Source organism: Pseudonocardia sp. T1-2H, assembly GCF_038039215.1.
GTDB lineage: Bacteria > Actinomycetota > Actinomycetes > Mycobacteriales > Pseudonocardiaceae > Pseudonocardia.
Map to the genome: position 1 here is coordinate 820330 of NZ_JBBPCL010000001.1, position 22707 is coordinate 843036.

Annotated in this window: 23 protein-coding genes and 2 pseudogenes; 13 read left to right on the forward strand and 12 right to left on the reverse strand. The window is 69.4% G+C overall.

The window, feature by feature from the left end; translation table 11 throughout:
• Positions 1-11 precede the first annotated feature (11 nt).
• From WBK50_RS04150 to WBK50_RS04180, 7 genes and pseudogenes are all read left to right on the forward strand, one after another.
• Positions 12-1004 (forward strand): ribose-phosphate diphosphokinase, encoded by a 993-nt coding sequence (locus tag WBK50_RS04150; protein WP_341334314.1) that lies wholly within the window; start codon positions 12-14, stop codon positions 1002-1004.
• Positions 1005-1097: 93 nt separating this feature from the next.
• Positions 1098-2201 (forward strand): LLM class flavin-dependent oxidoreductase, encoded by a 1104-nt coding sequence (locus WBK50_RS04155; RefSeq protein ID WP_341334315.1) that lies wholly within the window; start codon positions 1098-1100, stop codon positions 2199-2201.
• Positions 2198-2524 carry an NIPSNAP family protein gene (locus WBK50_RS04160; RefSeq protein ID WP_169385765.1) on the forward strand — a complete coding sequence of 109 codons (327 nt, stop codon included), beginning with the start codon at positions 2198-2200 and terminating at the stop codon, positions 2522-2524. The genes WBK50_RS04155 and WBK50_RS04160 overlap by 4 nt, the downstream gene beginning before the upstream one ends.
• A gap of 125 nt (positions 2525-2649) precedes the next feature.
• Positions 2650-2784 carry a nicotinamide phosphoribosyltransferase domain-containing protein gene (locus WBK50_RS04165; protein ID WP_341339285.1) on the forward strand — a complete coding sequence of 45 codons (135 nt, stop codon included), beginning with the start codon at positions 2650-2652 and terminating at the stop codon, positions 2782-2784.
• A gap of 177 nt (positions 2785-2961) precedes the next feature.
• A complete protein-coding gene (locus WBK50_RS04170) occupies positions 2962-3588 on the forward strand; it encodes an HAD family hydrolase (RefSeq protein WP_341334316.1) in 627 nt (208 codons plus the stop codon).
• A 327-nt stretch (positions 3589-3915) separates the two neighbouring features.
• Positions 3916-4158, forward strand: a pseudogene (locus WBK50_RS34920) (CoA transferase); the annotation flags it as partial.
• 190 nt (positions 4159-4348) lie between these two features.
• Positions 4349-5161, forward strand: a complete 813-nt coding sequence (locus WBK50_RS04180) for a hypothetical protein (RefSeq protein WP_341334317.1) — start codon at positions 4349-4351, stop codon at positions 5159-5161.
• On the opposite strand, the gene WBK50_RS04185 is transcribed toward WBK50_RS04180, so the two are convergent.
• The 8 genes from WBK50_RS04185 to ribA all read right to left on the reverse strand — a co-directional run bounded on the left by WBK50_RS04185 (position 5078) and on the right by ribA (position 12900).
• Positions 5078-5665: a TetR/AcrR family transcriptional regulator gene (locus tag WBK50_RS04185; RefSeq protein ID WP_341334318.1), complete on the reverse strand. Its 588-nt coding sequence runs from the start codon at positions 5663-5665 to the stop codon at positions 5078-5080. The genes WBK50_RS04180 and WBK50_RS04185 overlap by 84 nt on opposite strands.
• A 320-nt stretch (positions 5666-5985) precedes the next feature.
• Positions 5986-6498, reverse strand: a complete 513-nt coding sequence (locus tag WBK50_RS04190; protein ID WP_341334319.1) for a flavin reductase family protein — start codon at positions 6496-6498, stop codon at positions 5986-5988.
• Positions 6499-6586: 88 nt separating this feature from the next.
• On the reverse strand, positions 6587-6775 hold the full coding sequence (locus WBK50_RS04195; protein ID WP_341334320.1) for a tautomerase family protein: 189 nt from the start codon (positions 6773-6775) through the stop codon (positions 6587-6589).
• 51 nt (positions 6776-6826) lie between these two features.
• Positions 6827-7600 carry an alpha/beta fold hydrolase gene (locus WBK50_RS04200; protein ID WP_341334321.1) on the reverse strand — a complete coding sequence of 258 codons (774 nt, stop codon included), beginning with the start codon at positions 7598-7600 and terminating at the stop codon, positions 6827-6829.
• Positions 7601-7682: 82 nt separating this feature from the next.
• Entirely contained in the window at positions 7683-8945 is a 1263-nt protein-coding gene (locus WBK50_RS04205; RefSeq protein ID WP_341334322.1) for a metal-dependent hydrolase family protein, read from the reverse strand.
• 105 nt (positions 8946-9050) lie between these two features.
• Positions 9051-10163, reverse strand: a complete 1113-nt coding sequence (locus tag WBK50_RS04210) for an LLM class flavin-dependent oxidoreductase (RefSeq protein ID WP_341334323.1) — start codon at positions 10161-10163, stop codon at positions 9051-9053.
• Between the two features lie 251 nt (positions 10164-10414).
• Positions 10415-11407: an oxidoreductase gene (locus WBK50_RS04215; protein ID WP_341334324.1), complete on the reverse strand. Its 993-nt coding sequence runs from the start codon at positions 11405-11407 to the stop codon at positions 10415-10417.
• A gap of 182 nt (positions 11408-11589) precedes the next feature.
• Positions 11590-12900 (reverse strand): GTP cyclohydrolase II, encoded by a 1311-nt coding sequence (gene ribA / locus WBK50_RS04220; protein ID WP_341334325.1) that lies wholly within the window; start codon positions 12898-12900, stop codon positions 11590-11592.
• A 490-nt stretch (positions 12901-13390) separates the two neighbouring features.
• On the opposite strand from ribA, the gene WBK50_RS04225 reads away from it, so the two are divergent.
• The 4 genes from WBK50_RS04225 (at position 13391) to WBK50_RS04240 (ending at position 17952) form a co-directional block, all read left to right on the forward strand.
• On the forward strand, positions 13391-14173 hold the full coding sequence (locus WBK50_RS04225) for a glutamine amidotransferase (protein ID WP_341334326.1): 783 nt from the start codon (positions 13391-13393) through the stop codon (positions 14171-14173).
• Positions 14174-14193: 20 nt separating this feature from the next.
• On the forward strand, positions 14194-16179 hold the full coding sequence (locus WBK50_RS04230) for a PfkB family carbohydrate kinase (RefSeq protein WP_341334327.1): 1986 nt from the start codon (positions 14194-14196) through the stop codon (positions 16177-16179).
• Between the two features lie 42 nt (positions 16180-16221).
• A complete protein-coding gene (locus tag WBK50_RS04235; protein ID WP_341334328.1) occupies positions 16222-17214 on the forward strand; it encodes a ribose-phosphate diphosphokinase in 993 nt (330 codons plus the stop codon).
• Between the two features lie 480 nt (positions 17215-17694).
• Complete coding sequence (locus WBK50_RS04240; RefSeq protein ID WP_341334329.1) at positions 17695-17952, forward strand: cupin domain-containing protein; 258 nt, start codon at positions 17695-17697, stop codon at positions 17950-17952.
• Positions 17953-18008: 56 nt separating this feature from the next.
• Here WBK50_RS04240 and WBK50_RS04245 read toward each other — a convergent pair whose 3' ends face one another.
• Positions 18009-18230 (reverse strand): hypothetical protein, encoded by a 222-nt coding sequence (locus tag WBK50_RS04245; RefSeq protein WP_341334330.1) that lies wholly within the window; start codon positions 18228-18230, stop codon positions 18009-18011.
• A 761-nt stretch (positions 18231-18991) separates the two neighbouring features.
• Here WBK50_RS04245 and WBK50_RS04250 point away from each other — a divergent pair.
• Entirely contained in the window at positions 18992-19585 is a 594-nt protein-coding gene (locus tag WBK50_RS04250) for a plasmid pRiA4b ORF-3 family protein (RefSeq protein ID WP_341334331.1), read from the forward strand.
• 30 nt (positions 19586-19615) lie between these two features.
• On the opposite strand, the pseudogene WBK50_RS04255 reads toward WBK50_RS04250, so the two are convergent.
• Positions 19616-19921 (reverse strand): annotated as a pseudogene (locus tag WBK50_RS04255) (transposase); the annotation flags it as partial.
• A gap of 109 nt (positions 19922-20030) precedes the next feature.
• Here WBK50_RS04255 and WBK50_RS04260 point away from each other — a divergent pair.
• Entirely contained in the window at positions 20031-20387 is a 357-nt protein-coding gene (locus tag WBK50_RS04260) for a hypothetical protein (protein WP_341334332.1), read from the forward strand.
• Between the two features lie 988 nt (positions 20388-21375).
• On the opposite strand, the gene WBK50_RS04265 is transcribed toward WBK50_RS04260, so the two are convergent.
• Positions 21376-21801: a hypothetical protein gene (locus WBK50_RS04265; RefSeq protein WP_341334333.1), complete on the reverse strand. Its 426-nt coding sequence runs from the start codon at positions 21799-21801 to the stop codon at positions 21376-21378.
• A complete protein-coding gene (locus WBK50_RS04270; protein ID WP_341334334.1) occupies positions 21801-22685 on the reverse strand; it encodes a polysaccharide deacetylase family protein in 885 nt (294 codons plus the stop codon). Before WBK50_RS04270 ends, WBK50_RS04265 begins: the two co-directional genes overlap by 1 nt.
• Positions 22686-22707: the final 22 nt, after the last annotated feature.

Here is a 22707-nt window from a genome sequence, read left to right on the forward strand (position 1 = left end):
AAGGTGGATTCATGACGGCGTCGCTACAGCGGGGCTACGACAAGCGGCTGATGCTGTTCTCCGGTCGGGCGAATCCCGTCCTGGCCGAGGAGATCGCCCGCCAGCTCGGTGTCGACCTCGGCCCGATCACGCTCAAGACCTTCTCCAACGACGAGATGTACTGCCGGTTCGACGAGTCGATCCGCGGTGCGGACGTGTTCCTCGTCCAGCCGATGTGCGGCAATCCCGAGACCGGGGTCAACGCCAACGACGCGCTGCTCGAGCTGCTGGTCATGGTGGACGCGGCGGTCGGGGCGAGCGCCCACCGGGTGATCGCGGTGACCCCCTGGTACGGCTATTCGCGGCAGGACAAGAAGTCCGCCCCGCGGGAGCCGATCTCGGCGCGGATGGTCGCGCGCACGCTCGAGGCGGTCGGCGTGGACCGGGTGTTGACCATGGACCTGCATGCGGGGCAGCTGCAGGGGTTCTTCGGAATACCCGTCGACCACATGACCGCGCTGATGATGCTTGCCGACCACTTCGCCGGCCTGGACGACGATCTTGTGGTGGTCGCGCCGGACGCGGGCCGGGTCAAGCTGAACAAGCAGTTCGCGACCCGGATGGGCGCCGGGCTCGCGATCCTGGACAAGGAGCGACCCGCCCAGCAGGTGGCCGAGATCGGGCACGTGATCGGGGACGTGCGAGGGAAGACCGCGATCATCGTCGACGACATCATCGACACCGCGGGCACGTTGCGCGCCGCGGGGGAGGCGGTGTCCCGGGCCGGTGCGCGGCGGGTGTTCGCCGCGGCGACGCACCCGGTGTTCAGCGGGCGGGCCTACGAGAACCTCGCGGCCTCGCCGTTCGAGCGGATCGTCGTCACCGACACCATCCCGCTCCGCCCGGGCGCGCCGTCGACGATCGACGTCGTATCCTGCGCCCCGCTGCTCGCCGACTCCATCCGCCGAATCTTCACCGACGACTCGGTCAGCGAGGTCTTCGGCGGCAAGAACCACCTCTTCTAGGTTTACTTGATGAGAACACGGTGGTGCTTCCCGGGTGGGGTCGCTACAGTCATGGAAACGTTTATATACCGACTGCCGTAGAGGAGAGACGACATGGCACTGAAGTTCTGGGTGACGGCACCCTTCTTCTACTCGGACATGGACCGTCCGTGGGGCGAGCTCCTGCAGGACATGCTGACGATCGTCGACACCGCCGAGCGGCTCGGTTTCGAGGGCGTCGCGATCAACGAGAACGTGTTCCAGAACTACGTCGCGAACCCCAGCGCCCTGGCCTTCGCCGCGCTCGCGGCGGCCCGCACCACGCGGCTGCGGATCCTGCCCGGCGTGGTGGTGCTCCCGAGCTATAACCCGCTACTGATCGCGTCGGAGATGGCGATGCTGGACCACCTGGCGCCGGGCCGCCTGGGTATCGGTGTGGCCCGGGGCGGCGGCCGGTACCAGCTGGACCGGATCGGGGTGGACCCCGCCAAGTCGCGGGAGATCTACGAGGAGGCGCTGGAGATCATCCAGAAGGTGTGGGTCGAGGACAACGTGACCTACGACGGCCGCTACTTCTCGTTCCCGCGCACCACGCTCGTGCCCAAGCCCGCCACTCAGCCCGGCCCTGACCTGTGGGTCGCCTCGCAGAGCGTCGATGGCGTGCGGAAGGTGGCCGCGCAGGGGCACAACCTGCTCACGGCGCCCAACTGGGGCAACTTCGAGCCGCACGGGGACCTCGAGGCGCTCCTCGAGGCCTTCAACGCCGCGGCCGCCGAGAGCGGCTCGCCGCGCGGCGAAGTCATGGTCTACCGGCACACGTGGCTGGGGCGGACCGAGGCCGACGCGCTCGAGTTCTTCGACGACATGGTCAGCGAGTACAACCACTACCTCGCGCTCACCCAGACCGTCAGCCAGGGCACCCGTGAGGACCGCCTCAAGGCGCGTGGCACGGGCGAGAAAGTCGAGTTCGTGGAGGCCGGCCGCGTCGTGCCCGCGAACGAGTCGCCGTCGTCGGAAGGCCTCTGGGAGAAGTACTCCGACCCGGTCCTCACCACGGCGGACAAGATGATCGAGCGGTTCAAGCAGATGGAGGCGATGGGCGTCGACCACCTCGCCTGCCTGATCGCCTGGGGCCAGCCCATCGAGGCGGTCGTCGCCCAGATGGAGCTGATGGCCGAGCAGGTCCTGCCCGCCTTCGCCGGACAGGAGCGGGCGTGATCTACGAGGTCCGCGAGTACGTGGCCGTCCCGGGGCGGCTCGGGGCGGTGATCGACCTCTTCACCTCCGCCACCCTGCCGATGCTGGCCAAGCACGGCATGGAGCTGGTCAGCGCCGGCCGTACCATGATCGGCGAGCACTCCTGGGGCGAACTCGTCTACACCCTGCGGTTCGACGACCTCGCCGACCTCGAACGGAAGTGGAACGCGATGCTGGCCGACCCGGAGTGGGTCGCGGCGCTGAGCGCCGCCGAGGCTGGCGGACCTCTGTTCGCGACGATGCGGCGGCGGGTCCTCGACGCCGCCCCGGTGGTCACCGCCTGAGCAGTGAAAACGAACCGGTGCTCGCCAGCGGCGCCGGGAGGACTGAGCTCATGCGATCCCGTGAAGCGCCGTCTGACTAGGAACGACTCTCACGCGGGTGAACAGAGGGGTATCTCGACGACCTGATCACCGACACGGACAACGACAAGCACTGCCATTACCCGCTGTACCCGAAGGGCACAGAGTATGTGTCCAGTTACATCGAGCCGGAGCACGTGCTGCAGCCGGTGTTCCGTGACGGCAAGCTGCTCAGGAAGTGAGACTTCAGCGAGCTGATCGCGAACTGGTAAGCGTGAGGTTCGGAGTCCTACTACATAGACCATGTCGGTCCGATGCTGACCGTCTCGACTGAGATGGCCGTCTGGGCCTGACGCAGTCGTCCGGCGCCCCGCCCATCCCCTCCCCGGCGGCGCGCCGAGCCACCCGCTAGGAGAACCATGACCCGCCTGCACGTCTTCGACATGGACGGCACGCTGCTGCGCGGCGCCGCCACCGTGGAACTGTCGCGCCACCTCGGCACGTTCGAGGTCGCGGACGCCGTCGAACGGGCCTGGAACGCCGGACAGCTGACCGACCTGCAGTTCTGGGAGTCGGTGCTGCCCCTCTGGATGGACGCCTCCGATGCCGAGATCGACGCCGCCTTCGCAGCCGCCGCCTGGATCGAAGGCGTCCCGGAGGTCTTCGCGGACATCCGGGCCCGCGGCGAACACATCGCCGTGATCTCCCAGTCCCCGCACTTCTTCGTGCGCAGGCTGGAGGGGTGGGGTGCGCACCGGACGTTCGGCTCGGACGTCGCGCCCGGCCGCCCGCCGACCACGGATTCGCTGCTCACCCTGCAGGACAAGGTCGACATCACCCTGGGCCTGCTCGCGGACCTCGGGCTGAGCGAGGACGACTGCACGGCCTACGGCGACTCCCGCTCCGACGTGCTGCTGTTCGAGCGGCTCACCCGCACCGTCGGGATCAACCCCACCGACGTGCTGCGCGACCGGTGCGCCGTCGTCTACGAGGGCCTCGACCTGCGCGCGGCCTACGCGCTCGGCCGGGACCTGGTGCCGTCGTGACGCGACGTCGTGTCCTGCGCTCCGCTGCCGGCGGACCCCGTCCGCCGGGTCTTGACCGACGACTCGGTGAGTGAGGCCCCGCCGCACGAGATCGCCAAGGAGCTCGGGGCGCTCGGGGTGCTGGGCATGCACCTGCAGGGCTACGACTGCGCGGGCGCGATGCGGTGTCCTACGGGCCGGGCTGCGCAGAGCCGGAGGTGCGGACAGCGGGTTCCGCAGCGTCGTCTCCGTGCAGGGCTCGCTGTCGAACGCTGCGGCACGCGAACGGCCTGGAGTCCGTGCTGACCGACGAGGATGTCGTCGAGGTGGAGCGGCCCGGACCGCTGAGGACTGGCCGCTGCGGACGCGGCGCTGCTTGACCCGCGGCTCGTGTACTGCTCGGTCTCCGGGTTCGGGGCGGGAGCCGGGGCCGACCTGCCCGGTTATGACCTAGTGGTGCAGGCGATCGGCGGCTGATGAGCACGACCGGCGCCGGCCCCTGGGGAGCCCTTGAAGGCCGGGGCCGCGTTGATGGACGTCCTGACCAACTTGCACACGACCGTTGGGATCCTGGCGGCGCTGCGGGCCCGGGGTCCCGTGCGGACCGACCTGAGCCGGGGAGGGAGTACCGCCCTGCGCCGCCCCTTCCCGACAGGCCTGCCCCGGGCCGTCGGCGAGCGAGGTCGCTCGGCGACGGCCTTCGTCGTCTCGCTCGACAAGCTCGAAGGCGTGCTGATCGGGCTGGACGCCCCCGCGTGGATCATGGCCATCGCCATCGGCCATGGCCATGGCCATGGCCATGGCCATGGCCATCGCCATCGGCGTCATCATGGTGGCGATCGCCATTCCGCTCACCGCCTCGGCCACCATGGCCGCGGTCGGCCCGGTCGCCGTCGTCGCGCTGGTCCGCACCGGGGTGCCGGCCCCGATCGCCGCCGCCGCTGTTCTAGGACTGCCGGCGCCACTGGCTCAGGCGGTGGTCATCGGGTCCCTCCGGGCACACGCTGAGCTGAGGGAGCGGCGCTGGATGGCACGCAGGACAGTCAGGTCGGCCCCGCGAGCTGCCAGCCGGCCGCGCCAGGAGCGCTTCGGTCGTGCCGATCACGGTGCTGATGGTCCTGGTGCTGGTGGTGCTGCCGGCGCGAAGACCGTCCTGCTCTGGACCTACCTCACCACCCCGGGGCGGTTCGTCTTCGCCGACGGCGGCTTCGCCGGGCGCCTACTCGCGTGGGCTCAGACCTTCCTGTGCACCACGATCGAGGTCGGGCGCAAATCTGCAGGTGAGCGCGGGCTCGCGGTCATCCCCCGCCGCTGGGTAGTCGAACGCAGTCTCGGCCGCCTGGCCGCACACCGGCGCCTGACCCGCGACTACGAACGCGACCCCGCCGTCTCCGAGGCCATGATTCGATGGGCCGCGATCAACACCATCACCCGACGCCTCGCCCGCGGCGGGCCTACTACCCCAACGCCGCACCTCCACAACCGCCAGTTGATCTTCTCAAACACGCTCTCAGCCGCGAGGGGTGGCTGCGGTTGTGCCACCTGTGAGCTCGTTCGAGTCTTGAAGCAGGATCAGGCGGAACAGGTCGCGTAGTTCATCCTCGGACTGATCGTCGCGACCTTGGATCAGCTGCGCGTTGGCGCCTTCCCAGGCGGCCTCGAGGAACCGGGCAGTGCGTGCGCTGTAGAGACGTTCCACGCCCGCGCGTGCTGATTCTGCCCAGGAAATGACGAGCTCTCGGTAGGCGGGGTCGCGGACGCTCTGGGCGTAGAGCTCGTAGAGCAAGGTGCGTTCTCGGGCACTGTCCTTGAGCGCGTTCACGACCGCGAGGGCCGCGTCGATCATGGACTCGAGGTCGGTGGCTTCGTGGAACTGACGCTCGTACAGGGCCGAGGTGTGCGAGACGAAGAGCCGGAACGCCTCGAGTAGTAGATCGTCGAGGTTGGCGAAGTGGTAGCTGGTCAGCCCGAGGGACAGGCCGGCGGCGCTGGCGACCCGTCGGTGGGTGACGCCCTTGACCCCGTACTCGGCAGCAACATCGAGGGCTGCATTGAGGAGGGTGAGGCGGGTGGCATCGGAACGAGGTCTCGCTCGCACTCCACAATTCCCTTCCACCTGCCCGGTCCTCGTTGACGCTGGGAGAACCATACTGTCTCGTTACGTCCGCGGTAGGACGCTCCGCCGGTCTTCGGGAGGCGAAGCGGGTCTGGCCTGGGGACCGTGCCGGTTGCGACGGCCGTGGCTGATGTCATCGTCGGGGCTGCATGACGGCTGTGGGGGTTGGGGGAACGGTCCACCAGCCGCAAGCATGGGCGGCGGGTCGGCCGTGTCGCGGCGGACCCGTCGAGCGGACACCCCAGATGCGGCCCACGGGTGAGAGGGGTTGGGACTGCCCGGCTCGCGACATGGCTGCCCGGTCAGGATTCGAGTGCGATGAGGCGACGGAACCGGCTGCTGTGGAAGACCAGCGGCTCGTTGCGGGGATCTGCGGTCAGACGGTGGATCTGCAGCAGCACGATGTCGTGGTCGCCCGCGGTCACCTCGGAGTGCACCGAGCACTCGAGCCATGCTGTAGCGCCCCTGACGAAGATGGCGCCGTCTTCGCTGGGCTCCCACGGCACGTCGGCGAACCGGTCGCGGTCCTTCGCCGCGAGTGAGCGGCACAGCGCCTCCTGGCCGTCGGCGAGCACGCTCACCCCCAGCCGGGGCAGCTGCCGCAACCGCGGCCAAGTCGTCGAGCTGTGTGCCACACAGACCGACACCAGCGGTGGAGTGATCGAGACAGAGGTGAACGAGCTCGCCGCGATCCCGACGGGCTCCTCGTCGTCCAGCGCACAGACAGCGGTCACGCCGCTGGGGAAACAGCTGTAGGCTCGCCTCAACTCCGCCTGGTCAACGGGCAGCGGACCGATACTCAGTTTCGAGGCCATTGATTTCCGTTTCGGCTCGGGTTGTCGAAGTCACGCGAGTGAGATTTGAGCGGCGCGCATCAGGGAGCAGTGCGCGCCGCCTGTGGGGTCAGCCCATCAGCTTGCCGCCGTGGCCCCAGCGGTTGCGCGGGACGCCTTCGACGATGACGGTCGACTCCGCACCGACCTCCTCGCCGAGCACGGAGGTCATGGCCTGTGTGACTGCCTCGACCATCCGCTGCGAGAATGACGGGTCCTCGAAGCGATCCTCGAAAACCTTCACCTCGCTGTAGGGCATTCTGCCGCTTCCTTTCTGTGGCCAGAAGTGCTGACGGAGTACTTGTTAGGGTTACAGGCGATTCGTGTCGAACCAGGCTGATGCGACTTTGTTGAACCGCTCCGGGTCGTCCTGGTGCAGGAAGTGGGTGACGCCTGTCCAGAGCTCGACTCGGGCATCGAGACCGAGCTCGTCGACGAGGTGCGACTCCCAGGTGTAGGTCGGCTCGTAGGCGTAGATGCACAGTGTCGGCTGGCGGCGCTCGCGGATCGCGCGTTCGGTCTGCGGGCGAAGCCCCGGCGCGCCCTCGCCGCACCACATGCCGGCATAGGTGGGCCAGACGACTTCGGGGCCGAGTGCGAGCGCCTGTAGCCGGCGTCGGATCCGGCGGGCGGCGGTGACGCTGTTGTGTACCTCCGGCTCGAGGTCGGCTGCCACCGCGGCGCGTTCTGCGCTGTCGGCGGAAGCCGGGTCGCCGATGGTCGCGCGAACCTGGCCCTCCCACTCCCCGGGCTGTCCGTAGGCCGGGTCGATCAGCAGGACCGAGCGGGCCAGGTCCGGGCGGCGCACAGCGACCAGGTTGGCGATGATGCCGCCCAGGGAGTGCCCGACCAGATGGCTGTCGCTCAGGCCCAGATGGTCGAGGACGGCGATCACGTCCTCGGCGAGCTCCACGCTCCCGTACCCGCTCGCGGTCCGTTCGGAATGCCCGTGCCCCCGCAGGTCGAGTGTCACAACACGCGCGTCGCCGGCGAAAGCAGAAATCTGGTCGACCCAGTCGGTCGAGTCGCTGCACCACCCGTGAATCAACACGATAGAGCGGTCACCGCTGCCGAACTCCGCCACGAAGCAGTCGAAGCCCCGAACACGAACCCAACTCATGCATTCCTGCTTTCCCTGTGGTGGCCCGCTCGACCTGGCGCCGCGGTCAACTGAGGACCGACGCCGCAGCGGCGAGATAGTCGCTGCGGTCCACACCGGCGGTGAGGACGTGCGCGATGTTGCTCTGGTCACCGAGCAGTCGGATATCGGACAGCACGTCGCCGGTGACGACCACGACGTCCCCGGCGAAGCCGGCCGCGAGCTTGCCGATCTGGTGTTCGCGCTGGAGCAGCGCGGCCGCGGTAGTCGTGGCCGTGGTCAGGGCTTCCTCCGGTGTCATGCCGTGCTCGACGTAGAGCTCCAGCTCCCGGGCGTGTGCACCGAAGGGGCACAGCGTGCCGGAGGAGTCGGTGCCCATGGCGATCCGGACTCCGGCCTGGCGGGCGATGGCGAAGGCCTCGAGCGTGCGGTCATGGGCGTCGCGCAGGTCCTCCACGCCCTCGGGGGTGAGTCCGCGGCGGGTTCCTTCGCGTTGGCACCAGTCGTTGAAGGCCATGGTCGGCACCAGGTAGGTGCCACGCTCGGCCATCTCCTTGGCGGTGGGCTCGTCCAGGTAGGAGCCGTGCTCGATACTGTCGACCCCGGCGGCGAGGCTGCGGCGGATCCCGTCGATCGACAGTGCGTGTGCGGCGACCCGTAGGTCGAGGTCGTGTGCCTCGTCGACGATCGCGGTGAGCTCGGCGACGGTGTAGTTCGGCCAGTGGGGCTGCTCGCCGGGTGACATTCCGCCGCTGGCCATGACTTTGATGAAGTCGGCGCCCTCGCGAGCTTGCAGCCGGACAAGCTTGCGGCACTCGTCGACGCCGTCGGCGGTGTCCCAGCGGCGGCGGGGGGTGTAGGGCGGGTAGAACAGGTCGCCGTGGCCGTTGGTCATGGTGATCCACCACGGGGAGACCAGCAGCCGCGGGCCGACGGTCAGGCCCCGCTCGACGAAGTCGCGCAGCTCGATCTCTCCGACGTCGCGGTGTCCCATCACCCGCAAGGTGGTGAAGCCGGCTGCGAGGGCGCGATGGGCGTTGCGCAGCCCGTGCAGCAGCTTCGCCGGCTTGGTCACCTGCCCGCGGAAGGCGCTGCTCGCCACCACGTTGTCGTGGTCGGAGTTGGTCGTCAGGTGCACGTGCACGTCGATCAGACCGGGCAGGACGGTGCAGCCGGTCGCGTCGATACGTCGTGTCCCGGCGGGCACCGCGGCATCGTCGGCGGGCCCGACGTACGTGATGATCCCGTTCTGGATGACGACGAGGCCGTTCACGTGGTGTGTGCCTGGGGCGGCCCAGACCAGGCCGCCCTCGATGGCGATGTCGTTCACCTGTTCACCGTCCCGCTGGTAGGTGGGTATGTCTGGGGCAGGGAGCTCGGCGACAGCCGCCTGCATGTCGCCGAGCCCCCGCATGTCGCCGAGCCGCTGAGGCGGTCAGGCCCTGGAGGGCGTGGGGCCCTCGGCGAAGGCGGGCAGGACCTGCTCGGCCATCAGCTCCATCTGGGCGACGACCGCCTCGATGGGCTGGCCCCAGGCGATCAGGCAGGCGAGGTGGTCGACGCCCATCGCCTCCATCTGCTTGAACCGCTCGATCATCTTGTCCGCCGTGGTGAGGACCGGGTCGGAGTACTTCTCCCAGAGGCCTTCCGACGACGGCGACTCGTTCGCGGGCACGACGCGGCCGGCCTCCACGAACTCGACTTTCTCGCCCGTGCCACGCGCCTTGAGGCGGTCCTCACGGGTGCCCTGGCTGACGGTCTGGGTGAGCGCGAGGTAGTGGTTGTACTCGCTGACCATGTCGTCGAAGAACTCGAGCGCGTCGGCCTCGGTCCGCCCCAGCCACGTGTGCCGGTAGACCATGACTTCGCCGCGCGGCGAGCCGCTCTCGGCGGCCGCGGCGTTGAAGGCCTCGAGGAGCGCCTCGAGGTCCCCGTGCGGCTCGAAGTTGCCCCAGTTGGGCGCCGTGAGCAGGTTGTGCCCCTGCGCGGCCACCTTCCGCACGCCATCGACGCTCTGCGAGGCGACCCACAGGTCAGGGCCGGGCTGAGTGGCGGGCTTGGGCACGAGCGTGGTGCGCGGGAACGAGAAGTAGCGGCCGTCGTAGGTCACGTTGTCCTCGACCCACACCTTCTGGATGATCTCCAGCGCCTCCTCGTAGATCTCCCGCGACTTGGCGGGGTCCACCCCGATCCGGTCCAGCTGGTACCGGCCGCCGCCCCGGGCCACACCGATACCCAGGCGGCCCGGCGCCAGGTGGTCCAGCATCGCCATCTCCGACGCGATCAGTAGCGGGTTATAGCTCGGGAGCACCACCACGCCGGGCAGGATCCGCAGCCGCGTGGTGCGGGCCGCCGCGAGCGCGGCGAAGGCCAGGGCGCTGGGGTTCGCGACGTAGTTCTGGAACACGTTCTCGTTGATCGCGACGCCCTCGAAACCGAGCCGCTCGGCGGTGTCGACGATCGTCAGCATGTCCTGCAGGAGCTCGCCCCACGGACGGTCCATGTCCGAGTAGAAGAAGGGTGCCGTCACCCAGAACTTCAGTGCCATAACTCACTCCATTATCGGGAATCGTGTGTGAAGAGGAAGGAACGGGTGAGGCCGAATCCGACGCTCCGCAGACCAGCTGCGACAACGTGGGGCGAGGCTAGGTTCTCGCCACTCCACCCGAGGTCGGAGTGCGGCGTTGTGTGGCCAAGTAAGGCCCACTCAGCGACGGACTGCTTGGACGTGCGCTCGTTCGGGAATGGCCTGGCAGCAGGGTGCGCTTGGGCGTCGAGGTTGGTCTTGCGTGGGTGTGGTCATTTGGCCTGTGTCGGCTCCTTCAGGGAGTTGACCCAGAAGGGGTTGGTGAGCAGGAGCCGTCCGATCGCGACGAGGTCGCAGTCCCTGCCGGCAAGCGCGGCTTCGGCTGCTTCTGCGCTGCTGATGCCGCCGGCGACGATGGTCGGCATACCAGTGCGTTCGCGGACCTGTGCGGCGAGGTTGCGGAAGTCGACCGGGATCTCGAACGATGACGCGCCCTCGACTGCGCCGCCGGCCGCGGCGTCGATGGCATCGCAGCCGGCCCGGCTGAGTTGGTGGATGACCGGGATGGCGTCGTCAGCATGCCAGCCGCCGTCGGCGAGGTCGTCGATCGCCAGCCGGACGAACAGCGGCATTCCCGGCCCGCAGGCTGCGCGTACCTGTTCCACGATTTCCAGCAGGAAGCGACTGTTGGCCTCGGGGCCGCCGCCGTACGGGCCTGAGCGGTGGTTGGTCAGCGGCGAAAGGAACTCGTGAATGAGGTACCCGTTCGAGGCGTGGATCTCGATCACGTCAACGCCGACCTGACTCGCCCTGGCTGCGGCCTGCCCGAACGCAGCGACCAGGTCGCAGATCTCCTCGTCGGTCAGCGCGTGGGGCTGGTGGCTTGAGGCGTTGAAGGGCGCCCCGGTAGCGCCTACGACCTGGTTGAGCGCGGCGCTGTCGGTGAAGGCCTTCCGCCCGGTGTGCCCGAGCTGCACACCGACCTTGGCCCCCTGCTCGTGGCAGAACTCCACGATGGGCGCCAGCGCCGCGGCCTGCTCATCGGTGTAGAGGCCAAGAGCGCCGCCGTGGCCGCGGCCCTCGGGCGAGACCGCCGAGTCCTCGATCATCACGAGCCCGACACCACCGACCGCACGCGAGCCGTAGTGCACCAGATGCCAACTACTCGCGCACCCGGTCTCGTCAGCGGAGCGCTGCGACATCGGCGCCATGACGACCCGATTCGGCAGCTCCAGGCCCCGAACCTTGAGGGGGTCGAGCAACATGAGCGTCTCCTTAAATCGCAGGCGGTCGGCCATCCGACCGGTCAGAAGATGTGGTTGGAACCGTCGAACACCGCGCTGACCGAGCCACCCACCTCGATGCCTTCTCCTATGTTCTTGCCTCGGACGTTGCGGAGCGATGCGCGATATTCCTGCACCGCACGTAGGGTGAACACAATCATTCCCTACATCGCGACTATGTCGAATTTCTGGTGCCCCATGCGATTCTCCTTCGCTCTGAGGTACCGCACGTTGTGTGGGTTTTCCGCGTAGGGGACTCCGACTTGTTCGACCACGGACAGCCCATGCTCGCGGAGCGCGACGCTCTTTGCTGGGTTGTTGCTGATGAGGCGAACGTTGTGGACACCGAGATCGGCCAGGATGCCCGCAGCGTGCCCGTAGTCGCGGGCATCGACCGGTAGGCCCTGGACGACGTTGGCATCGACGGTGTCGAGGCCGTCATCCTGGAGGCTGTATGCGGTGATCTTGTTGGCCAGCCCGATTCCGCGGCCTTCGTGGCCTCGCAGGTAGATGACGGCGCCACAGCCTTCGCGGGTGATCGCGGCGAGCGCGTGCTCGAGCTGGGCGCCGCAGTCGCAGCGCAGCGAGCCGATGATGTCTCCGGTGAGACATTCGCTGTGTACCCGGACCAGGACACCATCTTCGGATACCCCCTGTGCAGCGACGTCGCCGAGCACGATCGCCAGGTGCTCGGCGCCGTCGCGGGTGCGGTAGGCCGCGGCCTGAAAGTCGCCGAACACCGTGGGCAGCGCCGCCGTTGCGACTCGTCGCACCTCGGCACGCTCCGCGTCGCGGACCTTGATCAGGTCCGCGATCGTCAGGAAGGGCAGCCCGTGCTCCGCGGCGAACCGCTTGAGCGTGTCTCCGCGCGCCATATCACCGTCCTCGTCGATGATCTCGCTGATCACCGCGACTGGCGGGAGGTCGGTTCGGTGCAGGAGGTCGACAGCGGCCTCCGTGTGCCCGGGACGGGTGAGCACTCCGCCCTCGCGGGCCTTCAGCGGGAAGATGTGGCCGGGCCGGGTGAACTCCGATGCAACAGCCGCCGGGTCGGCCAGGGCCTGCAGAGTCAGGGCTCGATCCTGTGCCGACACGCCCGTTCCGCAGCTGCCGTGGTCGACGGTGATCGTGAACGCGGTGCCGTGGGGGTCCGTGTTTTTCGGGACCATGTCCCCAAGCCCCAGCTCCCGAGCGCGGGCGGCAGGCATCGGAGCACACAGGATGCCGGTCGTGTGCCGCACCATGAAGGCCACCGCGTCCGCGGTTATCAGAGCGCCCGCCGCGATCAGATCGCCCTCGTTCTCGCGTTCATGGTCATCGGCGACTACGACCAGCCCACCTGACGCAAGCGCCTCGACGGCCGAACGCACTGCCTGAGCAGCACGCTCCAGCTCTCTGGTCTTACGGACCACCTGAGGAACCCACCCTTCGCGATGAATCGACCTGCACACGGCGACCACCTCGGCCTCCGTCACAGGGGGTCGAGCTTCCTGACGAACTCGCCGCCCTGTGTCGGCCCGATCTTCCGGGCTACTTTGAACAAACGTCCAACATGGCGCCTGAGTCTGGCCTCCGCTCCTCGGCTTGTCAACGGGCCAATTGATCGGTACGCGCGCTCTCCAGCGGTGACGAAGCACCCGGCAGGCCGCTGGAGCTGCGTGTCTGGGCCCCCGAGGGTGCCGAGGGGTTACCGGCCCGTTTGCTCGGCAGGCCCGCACGCCATCCGGTAGTGGTTGCGGTAGGAGTCGGCCACCCAGCGAGTCTCCCGACGGGCCGTCCGGTCGGGTGAGCCCCCGGGCCGCGCTCCAGAGGCGCATCGTTCAGCCGCTCGACCTCTGCTTACCGGATGGAAACGTTCCTACCTCTTGCCAGTTCTCGCCGACCTGGCTACTTTCGGCCGGTAGGGGCCGCGCACTGGCGGCATGTACGCCGTCAGCAGAAACGTTTATCACGAGAGGAGGGCACGTGCCCGACAACCTGAGCACATCCCCGCTGCGCGTCCTGGTCGCGGGTGAGTCCTGGATCAAGCACACGATCCACATGAAGGGTTTCGACCAGTTCCACTCCACCGAGTACGAGGAGGGGGCCGGCGTCTTCCTGGATTGCGTGCGGGCGGCGGGTCATGAGCTGACCTACGTGCGTGGTCACGAGATCAGCGCGCTGTTCCCGAAGACGGCGGAGGCGCTGGACGCGTTCGACGTCGTGGTCATCTCCGACATCGGGTCGAACTCGTTCCTGTTGCCTGATGAGACGTTCCTGCGCTCGGAGAAGTCCCCGAACAAGCTGGGCCTGGTGGCGGACTACGTCGGCCGCGGTGGTGGGTTGGTGATGATCGGGGGGTATCTGTCGTTCACCGGGATCGACGGCAAGGCGCGCTACGGGATGAGCCCGCTGGCGGACGTGCTGCCGGTGGACCTGATGCCCACCGACGATCGGGTTGAGATTTCCGACGGGCTGAAGGTGGATGTGTGCGACCCGGCCCATCCGGTGCTGGGCGGCACGCCGGGCGAGTGGCCGATGCTGCTGGGCTACAACCGGACCTTCCCGAAGGAGGGTTCCACCGTCGTCGCGCGGACCGGTGATGACCCGCTGCTGGTGGTGGGGGAGTACGGCCGGGGCCGTTCGGTGGCTTTCACCTCGGACCTCGCCCCACACTGGGCCCCGCCGGAGTTCGTGGAGTGGGAGCACTACGCGGCACTGTGGACGTCGATACTGTCCTGGGCCGCAGGCGGTCCCCGAGGTCAGTGAGAGTCCGAAGGGGACGTGACGTGACACAGCCCGCCCGCAGGCGCAAACGGCCCACCATGAAGGACGTCGCCGAGCACGCCCGGGTGTCCGTGAGCACGGTGAGCTACGTGCTGAACGACTCCGGCCCGGTCGCCCCGGAGCGGCGCGACCGGGTGCTCGACGCCGTGCGCGTCCTGGAGTACTCACCGAACGAGTCCGCACGCAACCTTAAGCGGCGCAGCGTCTGCACCATCGGGATGATCGTGCCCGAGCTGACCAACCAGTTCTTCGCGATGGTCACCGAAGGTGTGCAGCGGGCCGCCTCGGCACGGGACGTCCTGGTGGTTCTGGTCGTGCCGGACGCCACCGAGAAGCCGGAAGAGAATCAGGCCGAGCTCCTGCGCAGCCAGCGCATCGACGGCGTGATCTACCTGTCCGGGACCGGGTCCATGCCGGCGTCGATCTACGAGCTGGCCCGCTCCGGGCCGGTCGTGCTGGTCGACGAGCAGATCCCCGGGATGGTCCTGCCTGCAGTGGTGTGCCAGGCCCGCAAGGGGGCCCGGGAAGTCGCGGCCCACGTCATGGAGCACGGGCACCGCAGGGTCGCGGTCATCGGCGGGCCGCCCAGCCTGTGGACGGCCCAGCAACGGTTGGCCGGGTACCGGGAGGCGTTCGCCGGGGCCGGGCTCGACCCGGACTCGGTGCACGTGTTCGCCGGTGACTACCGGCAGGCGTCCGGGCGCGAGCTCGCGGCGAAGGCCCTGGCCGCCGAGCCACGGCCGACTGCGCTGATCTGCATGAACGACTTGATGGCGATCGGGGCGATGGAGCATTGCCGCGAGGTGGGGCTCCGGGTGCCGGAGGACGTGAGCGTCGTCGGCTTCGACGATCTCCCGGTCTCGGCCTTGCTCACGCCGCGGTTGACCACCGTGCGTCAGCCCGCGTACGACATGGGCTTCCGGGCGGCGTCGGTTCTGTTCGACCTGCTGGAGAACGACGAGTCCGGCGCGATCGGCGAGCTTCCCGGCCACTGTCCAGGTGCGGGACTCTGTGTGTCCGCCGTCGGTGGTCGCATGACGCCGCGGGTGGTGGTGGTCGGCGCGGTCAACGTCGACCTGGTGGTGCAGGCCGACCGGCTGCCGGGGCCGGGGGAGACCGTGGTCGGTCCAGGCGTCGAGCGGCATGGAGGCGGGAAGGGCGCGAACGCGGCGGTCGCCGCGGCCCGGGCCGGCGCCGAGGTCCGCTACTGCGGCGCGGTGGGTGCGGACGACACCGGGGCCGGTGCCCTGGCGGAGCTGCGCGCGGAGGGGATCGACGTCACCGACGTGGCGGTGCTCGAGGGTGTCGCCACCGGCGTCGCCCTGATCGTCGTCGACGTGCAGGGGGAGAACCAGATCGCCGTGGGGGCCGGGGCGAACGCGGCCGTGGACCCGGCGGCGGTGCGCAAGGCCGTGGCGCGCTCGGCGGAGTGGGCGGGCTGTGTGCTGGTCAGCACCGAGATTCCGTCGGACGCGGTGGCCGCAGCGGTGGAGACCGCGGTGGCGCACGGGCTGGCGTGCGTGCTCAACCCGGCGCCGGTGACCCCCGGGCTGGTGGACCTGCTCGGGCTCGGCCCGGTCGTCACCCCCAACCGGTCGGAGCTGCGGGACCTGTACGCGCTGCTCGAGACCGGTGCGATCGATCCGGAGAGGACGACCGTGCCGGAGATGGCGGCCGCGGTGGCCGACCGGACGGGCGCGCCTGTCGTGGTGACCCTCGGCGGCGACGGCGTGCTGGTCATCGACCCCGAGCGGCAGGCGACGCCCCTGCCCGCCCCGCCCGCCACGGTCCGGGACACCACGGGCGCGGGCGACACCTTCAACGGGGTGCTCGCAGCCGCGCTGGCCGCCGGAGCCGCGGTCCCCGACGCCGCGGCCCGCGGCGTGGCGGCGGCCTCGCTGTCGGTCGGCGCGGTCGGGGCACGGGCCGGCATGCCGCACGCCCGGGCGATCGACGACGCGATCGCCCAGGGCGCGCCCACGGGCTGATCCACCGCAGTTCTTCCACTACCTCCACGAAAGGGTGGATCCATGACGGCGTCGCTACAGCGGGGCTACGACAAGCGGCTGATGCTGTTCTCCGGTCGGGCGAATCCCGTCCTGGCCGAGGAGATCGCCCGCCAGCTCGGTGTCGACCTCGGCCCGATCACGCTCAAGACCTTCTCCAACGACGAGATGTACTGCCGGTTCGACGAGTCGATCCGCGGTGCGGACGTCTTCCTCGTCCAACCCATGTGCGCCAACCCGGCCGCCGGGGTCAACGCCAACGACGCGCTGCTCGAGCTGCTGGTCATGGTGGACGCGGCGGTCGGGGCGAGCGCCCACCGGGTGATCGCGGTGACCCCCTGGTACGGCTATTCGCGGCAGGACAAGAAGTCCGCCCCGCGGGAGCCGATCTCGGCGCGGATGGTCGCGCGCACGCTCGAGGCGGTCGGCGTGGACCGGGTGTTGACCATGGACCTGCATGCGGGGCAGCTGCAGGGGTTCTTCGGAATACCCGTCGACCACATGACCGCGCTGATGATGCTTGCCGACCACTTCGCCGGCCTGGACGACGATCTTGTGGTGGTCGCGCCGGACGCGGGCCGGGTCAAGCTGAACAAGCAGTTCGCGACCCGGATGGGCGCCGGGCTCGCGATCCTGGACAAGGAGCGACCCGCCCAGCAGGTGGCCGAGATCGGGCACGTGATCGGGGACGTGCGAGGGAAGACCGCGATCATCGTCGACGACATCATCGACACCGCGGGCACGTTGCGCGCCGCGGGGGAGGCGGTGTCCCGGGCCGGTGCGCGGCGGGTGTTCGCCGCGGCGACGCACCCGGTGTTCAGCGGCCGGGCCTACGAGAACCTCGCGGCCTCGCCGTTCGAGCGGATCGTCGTCACCGACACCATCCCGCTCCGCCCGGGCGCGCCGTCGACGATCGACGTCGTATCCTGCGCCCCGCTGCTCGCCGACTCCATCCGCCGGATCTTCACCGACGACTCGGTCAGCGAGGTCTTCGGCGGCAAGAACCACCTCTTCTAGGCGTACCTCGGTGTTCGTGCGGGTCAACTTCGTGCGCGGCCTCGGTGCTGGAGGCCTCTCCGGCGGCTGGTCACGCCGGCTGCGGTCACCTGATGGAAACACGGCGCCCCTTGGCGCGCCGTCGGCACCTCGCTTCAATTCCTAGAAACGTTTATATGTCTGCCCGCCGTCGAGGAGAGATGACATGGCACAGCACGTGAGGCTCCTGTTGGACGGATTGATCTAGGCAATCGCCCGTCTACCAGGAGCTTCACTCATTCGTGGTCACGCCACGCCGAACATGCACTGACCTGCCCCTCCGTTAGCCTGGCAAAGGCTGAGTGTCAGTCAATACTAACAATGTTTCGCCCGAAGCTTCCGAATGAAACCTGTACATCTATAGGGAGAATTGCGAGTCAGCTTCTGGGAAACGCCCTCACGGCCGAGCTCGAGTGGGCGCCGAAGGACGAGACGACGACGATTCGCACGGGAGCCCGGTTCTTGGACAGCTTCGCCACCGGCACGGCGGTCGACGTCTGGGGAGCGGAGACGGGGCAGATCGAGGGCACGTCGACCGACGAGATCTTCGTGGTGATCGAGGGCAAGGCCCAAGTCACCTTCCACAGCACCGGCGAGACAATCGTCATCGGGCCGGGAGACATCGTTCGGTTGTTCGCAGGCCAGTCGAACACCTGGCGGACGATCGAGCAGCTCCGCAAGGTCTCCTTCTACGTGCCACCAGTCGCGACCGGGTCCTGAGCGAACGCGCCACCCTGGGGGGCGGTGGCCGCGTGGCCACCGCCCCTGTGAGCGGCTCAGTGGGAACGCTGATCGTCCTGCGCGGCCGGGTACTCGCTGTCGAGGGTGGCCGTCCAACTCGCGAGCAGGGTGAGGACATCCGCGGAGGAGCTTCCGGGCTCGACGTACACGGCCACGTCGAGCCCCGGGATCGGCAGGAAGCGGCATCGTCTCGTAAGCGATCTCGATGTCGCCGACCACGGGCTGGTGGAAGCGCGGCCGGCGTGGGTGCGCAGCATGTCGACCACGTTGTCGGGGAGCTCGTCCCAGCGGCTGGGTCCCGGTGCCCCCGCCCCTCAGGAGGCCGGGCGGGCAGCCGGGCATAGCCGCCACCGGCCGGTCCCCCACGGGCGCCCAAGCCTCCTCGGCGTGCTGGCCGTGCACGGCCTACCGGGAATCGCCGCACCGAAGAGCTCAACCGCCTGGCCGGCCAGCTCGACGAGGCCCCGACCACCCTGCGCCGGGAGGACAACGCCCCGGTCAACTGACCGGCCCTCACCGCCGCCCAGGTGGCCTCGTCCTGACTTGGGCTCAACGTCACCCCGTTGAGGTCGCAGAACACCCAGGTGGCCAGCCAGCCCAGGCGCTTGTTGCAGCATCCGATGGCCGTCAAACTCCTGGTGCGGGAGCGCCAGGTATGTCCGGGTGAGTACCGGAGAACAGGTGGAGTCCGGCGCCGGCCTGGACGCTCAGCGCGACGCCCTTATGGCAGAAATCCCCACTCACGCCGGTCAGCCTGCCAACGGCGGCAACATCGGCGATCTGCACGAGCCGGCGCACCCTCTCACGCGCCGGATTGGCGTACCGAACCCGGCAACCCACGACGCGGAAACAGCACTCTCTCCCGATCCCGCGGAAGGACCACCGCATGCCCACCGAGCGACCCCCACGGACGCCGCTGCCCAGCGACCAGGCTGCGGCCCTAGGCCGTGTTTAGACGTCGTTTCAGAAGTGGTGGGCCCGGGCCTGCCGCCGCTGACGGAGCTGACAGCATCGGCGCATGCCCGCGCCTCGCGTGACTGCGAAGACGAAGATCTTCGAGTTCGAGATCGTGTTGGAGGAGGTCCAGCCGCCGGTCCGGCGCCGCGTGCAGGTCCCGGGCGAGGTGAACCTGGCCGTGCTGCATGAGGTGGTGCAGTCGGCGATGGGCTGGACCAACTCGCATCTGCACGAGTTCGAGATCGGCGGGCGCCGCTACGGGGTCCCGGACCCGGACTGGGACGGCCAGCAGGTCACCGACGAGGCCAAGGGCAAGCTGTTCCGCCTGGTCAAGCCCGGTGACCGGTTCGGCTACCTGTACGACTTCGGCGACAACTGGACCCACCAGCTCACCGTGGAGAAGATCGTCTCGCCGGAGCCGGGTGTGCGCTATCCGCGGTGTGTGTCCGGGCAGGGGGCCTGCCTGCCGGAGGACGTCGGGGGCCCCTGGGGCTACGAGGAGTTCCAGGCCGTGGCGGCCGACCCGTCGCATCCCGAGCATGACGAGCGCCTCGAGTGGGCCGGCGGACAGTTCGACCCGCACCGCTTCGACCTCGACGAGGCCGATCGGGCCCTGGAGTGGCTGGCCTGGCGGCCGCTCACCTCCCTGTCATAGAGCGCGGCGAAAGCGGCGCCGGAAGCGCCGTCACGACGGTCGCGGGCGGTGCTGGGCGAGGCGGCGGTGACAGATCAGGGCGCCGGCCAGCGACAGCAACGCCGTGATGGTGGACTCGCAGCGGTCGTAGCGCAGCGCCAGGCGCCGGAAATCCAGCAGCCAGGACATCGTGCGCTCGACGACCCAGCGGACCCGCCCAAGGCGAGTAGAGTGCTCGATCCCGCGCCGCGCGATCCGCACCCCGATCCCGCGCCGGGCCAGGTAGCGGCGGCACCGTGGGTGTGTCGCGATGCGCCGCCTCGCCCCGGAGGGCGCCCCGCCGGCTCGAAGGGGCGGGCGACCTGGCGCTGCGCGTAGCCGGCGCGCCTGTTCTAGGGCGTGTCTCCCGGCTCCGTGGCCTGATTCGGGTGACGCTGTTCCTGACCCCTCCAGGAGGCGCACGAAAATGTCCGCCACACTTCCGACACCGACCGGTGTGAAGGCCCTGATCCGTGCCCATCGCGACGCCCAGGCCGACCAGCGAGCCGCGATCGCCGCCGACCATGACCGTGACCTGGCTGCGGCCCGGGTGCGGCTCGCCGCGATCGAGACCCGGATCCGCAATCTCGGCTTCCCCGCGCTCGCCGACCAGCTCGAGACGGAGACGAACGCCGGGGCGGTCCTGATCGTCGCGCTCACCTGCCCCGACCAGGAACGCCCCACGACGGAACAGAGCACGACGAAGCAGGACGAGCTCGGCCGTGCCCTGGCCAGGTTCGCGCAGCTGCGAGCCGACGTCGACACCATCAGCTCCCGGCGGTAGGTAGCCGGATGAGCACCGGCGGGACCGGGACCATCGTGTCGGCGTGAGCGCTGCGGCACTCGGGCCGTCGCACCCCGGGCAGCCGACGCTGCCGACGCGACCCCGGTGCAGATCCGTGACGCCCTCGGCGAGCAGGAAGCGGTGAAAGGGGACCCAGGAGCCGAGGCGACCAGGGCATGCTCGGCCGATTCGTTTCCTGCGGGCCGTGCCCGCGGACCCGAACGCGAGCCGACGCACCTGCTCCCGAGTGGGGGATGCCCGGTTGCGCTGTGCGAGTAGCGGTACCCCGGAGGTACGGCGTGGCCGACGCTCGGAGAACACGCCGATGCCTACGGATGCGACGGCTCCTCGGGGTCGGTCGAGCGGAAGGGACGTGACCTGATGGCTGACGCCATGACGCGCACCGCGACTCGTGCCACCGCGGGTGCCCGGCGAGCCGGCCGAGGGGTTCCCACCGATCCGGCGGGAGAGGCCGCCCGCAAGGCGATGAGTGAGGCCGGCCGGCGGGTGCTGGGGGCGGGGGTCGACCGGGCCGTCTCGCGGGTCGACGATGTCGCGGATCGGCTCGACGGCGCCGCGGAGAGCGGGGGCACCGCGCTCGCCGGGCTCGCACCGCACCAGCCGAGCCGGAGTCGGCCGGCGCCGACGAGGAGGGGGCCGACGAGGACGCCGCGGGCGAGGACGACGAACCGGACGAGCACCGGGCGGGACGCGCGGAGCGCCGCGGTTCCCGCACACGGCGCAGGGACGCGCAGGGCCCGGGACCGCTGCGTTCGGTCCCTGCCGAACACGCGCCGCGGCGCGGCCGTCCCCGTGCCGACCGGTGAGCGAGGCCCGCGCCGGCAGCGGCCCCGCCGCTACCCCGGTCCCGGACGGTGAGCACGGATCGTCGGGAAGCTCGTGATCCCGCTCCCTCGGTCACCGAGAACGTCGGACGCAGCCGTCGACGATCCCGCAGGCGAGCAGGCCGCGCGCCGGCGCGGTACCGCTATCTGCTGAAAGGGGTCGCGGTGCGTGACCCCGACGTGCGGCCGTCGAACGGCGCCGCGCTACCCGTCCGGCCGCCGTTCGCCGGGGGCCGAGCCGCCAGCGCCTGTTCGAGGGCGTGGACGGCCGCTCGCGCGGCGTCGAGGGACTCCTCCCGGGGACCCGCCACACGCGCCGCGAGCGCCTGCAACGCGGCCGTCGAGTCGGTGGCCACGTGCGGCAGCACCGCGGCCACCAGGCCGTCGAGTGTCCGGCAGACCGTCGTGCGGCCCGATCGCGTCGCGGCGGTCCAGCCGCCGGGCACCGTACGCACCGCGAGCCCGTCGCTCGCCGCCGTGAAGGTGCGCGCGACGGCGGCGCGCCGGTGCGGGCCGGCCACGCGCGGCCCGGCGGGGTCCGGCGGCGCACCGCCGCACGCACCGCACATCAGGAGGCCGTCCGCGGGCGGCGCTTCAGGAAGTCCTGCGCGATGTCGTCGAACGTCGACCAGCGCACGCCCTTGTGTCCCGAGATGTGCTCGATCAGCCGCTCCAGCATCAGCAGCACCTGCGGGCGCCCCGAGACGTCGGGGTGGATGGTGAAGGTGAAGACCGCGTAGTCGTTCTCCCGGTAGACCCAGTCGAACTGGTCGCGCCACATCTCCTCGATGTGGCGTGGGTTCACGAAGCCGTGGCTGTTCGGGCTGGCCTTGATGAACATCATCGGCGGCAGATCGTCGAGGTACCAGCTCGCGGGGATCTCCACGAGGTCGGTCTCCTGGCCGCGTACCAGCGGTTTCATCCACTCACGGGCCGGCTTGTCGTAGTCGATGCTGGTCCAGCTGTCGCCGACGCGCACGTAGTACGGCTCGAAGTCGCGGTGCATCAGCGAGTGGTCGTAGGTGATGCCGCGCTCGATCAGCAGCTCGTTGGTGACCCGGGAGAACTCCCACCACGGGGCGACGTAGCCGGTCGGACGCTTGCCGATCCGCTTCGTGATGAGGTCGATGCAGTAGTCGAGGATGTCGGCCTCCTGCTCGCGGCTCATCGCGATCGGATTCTCGTGGCTGTAGCCGTGCAGACCGATCTCGTGGCCGGCGGCGACGACCTGTTCGAACTGCTCGGGGAACGTCTCGACCGAATGGCCCGGCCAGAACCACGTCGACGGCAGGTCGTAGCGGGCCAACAGGTTGTTGAGCCGCGGGACGCCGACCTCACCGGCGAACATGCCCCGGGAGATGTCACCGGGAGAGTCCTCACCCCCGTAGGAGCCGAGCCAGCCTCCGACCGCATCGACGTCGATGCCGAAGGCAACGAAAATCTCCTTGGTCACGATGTGTCCTTTCCTCGGACTG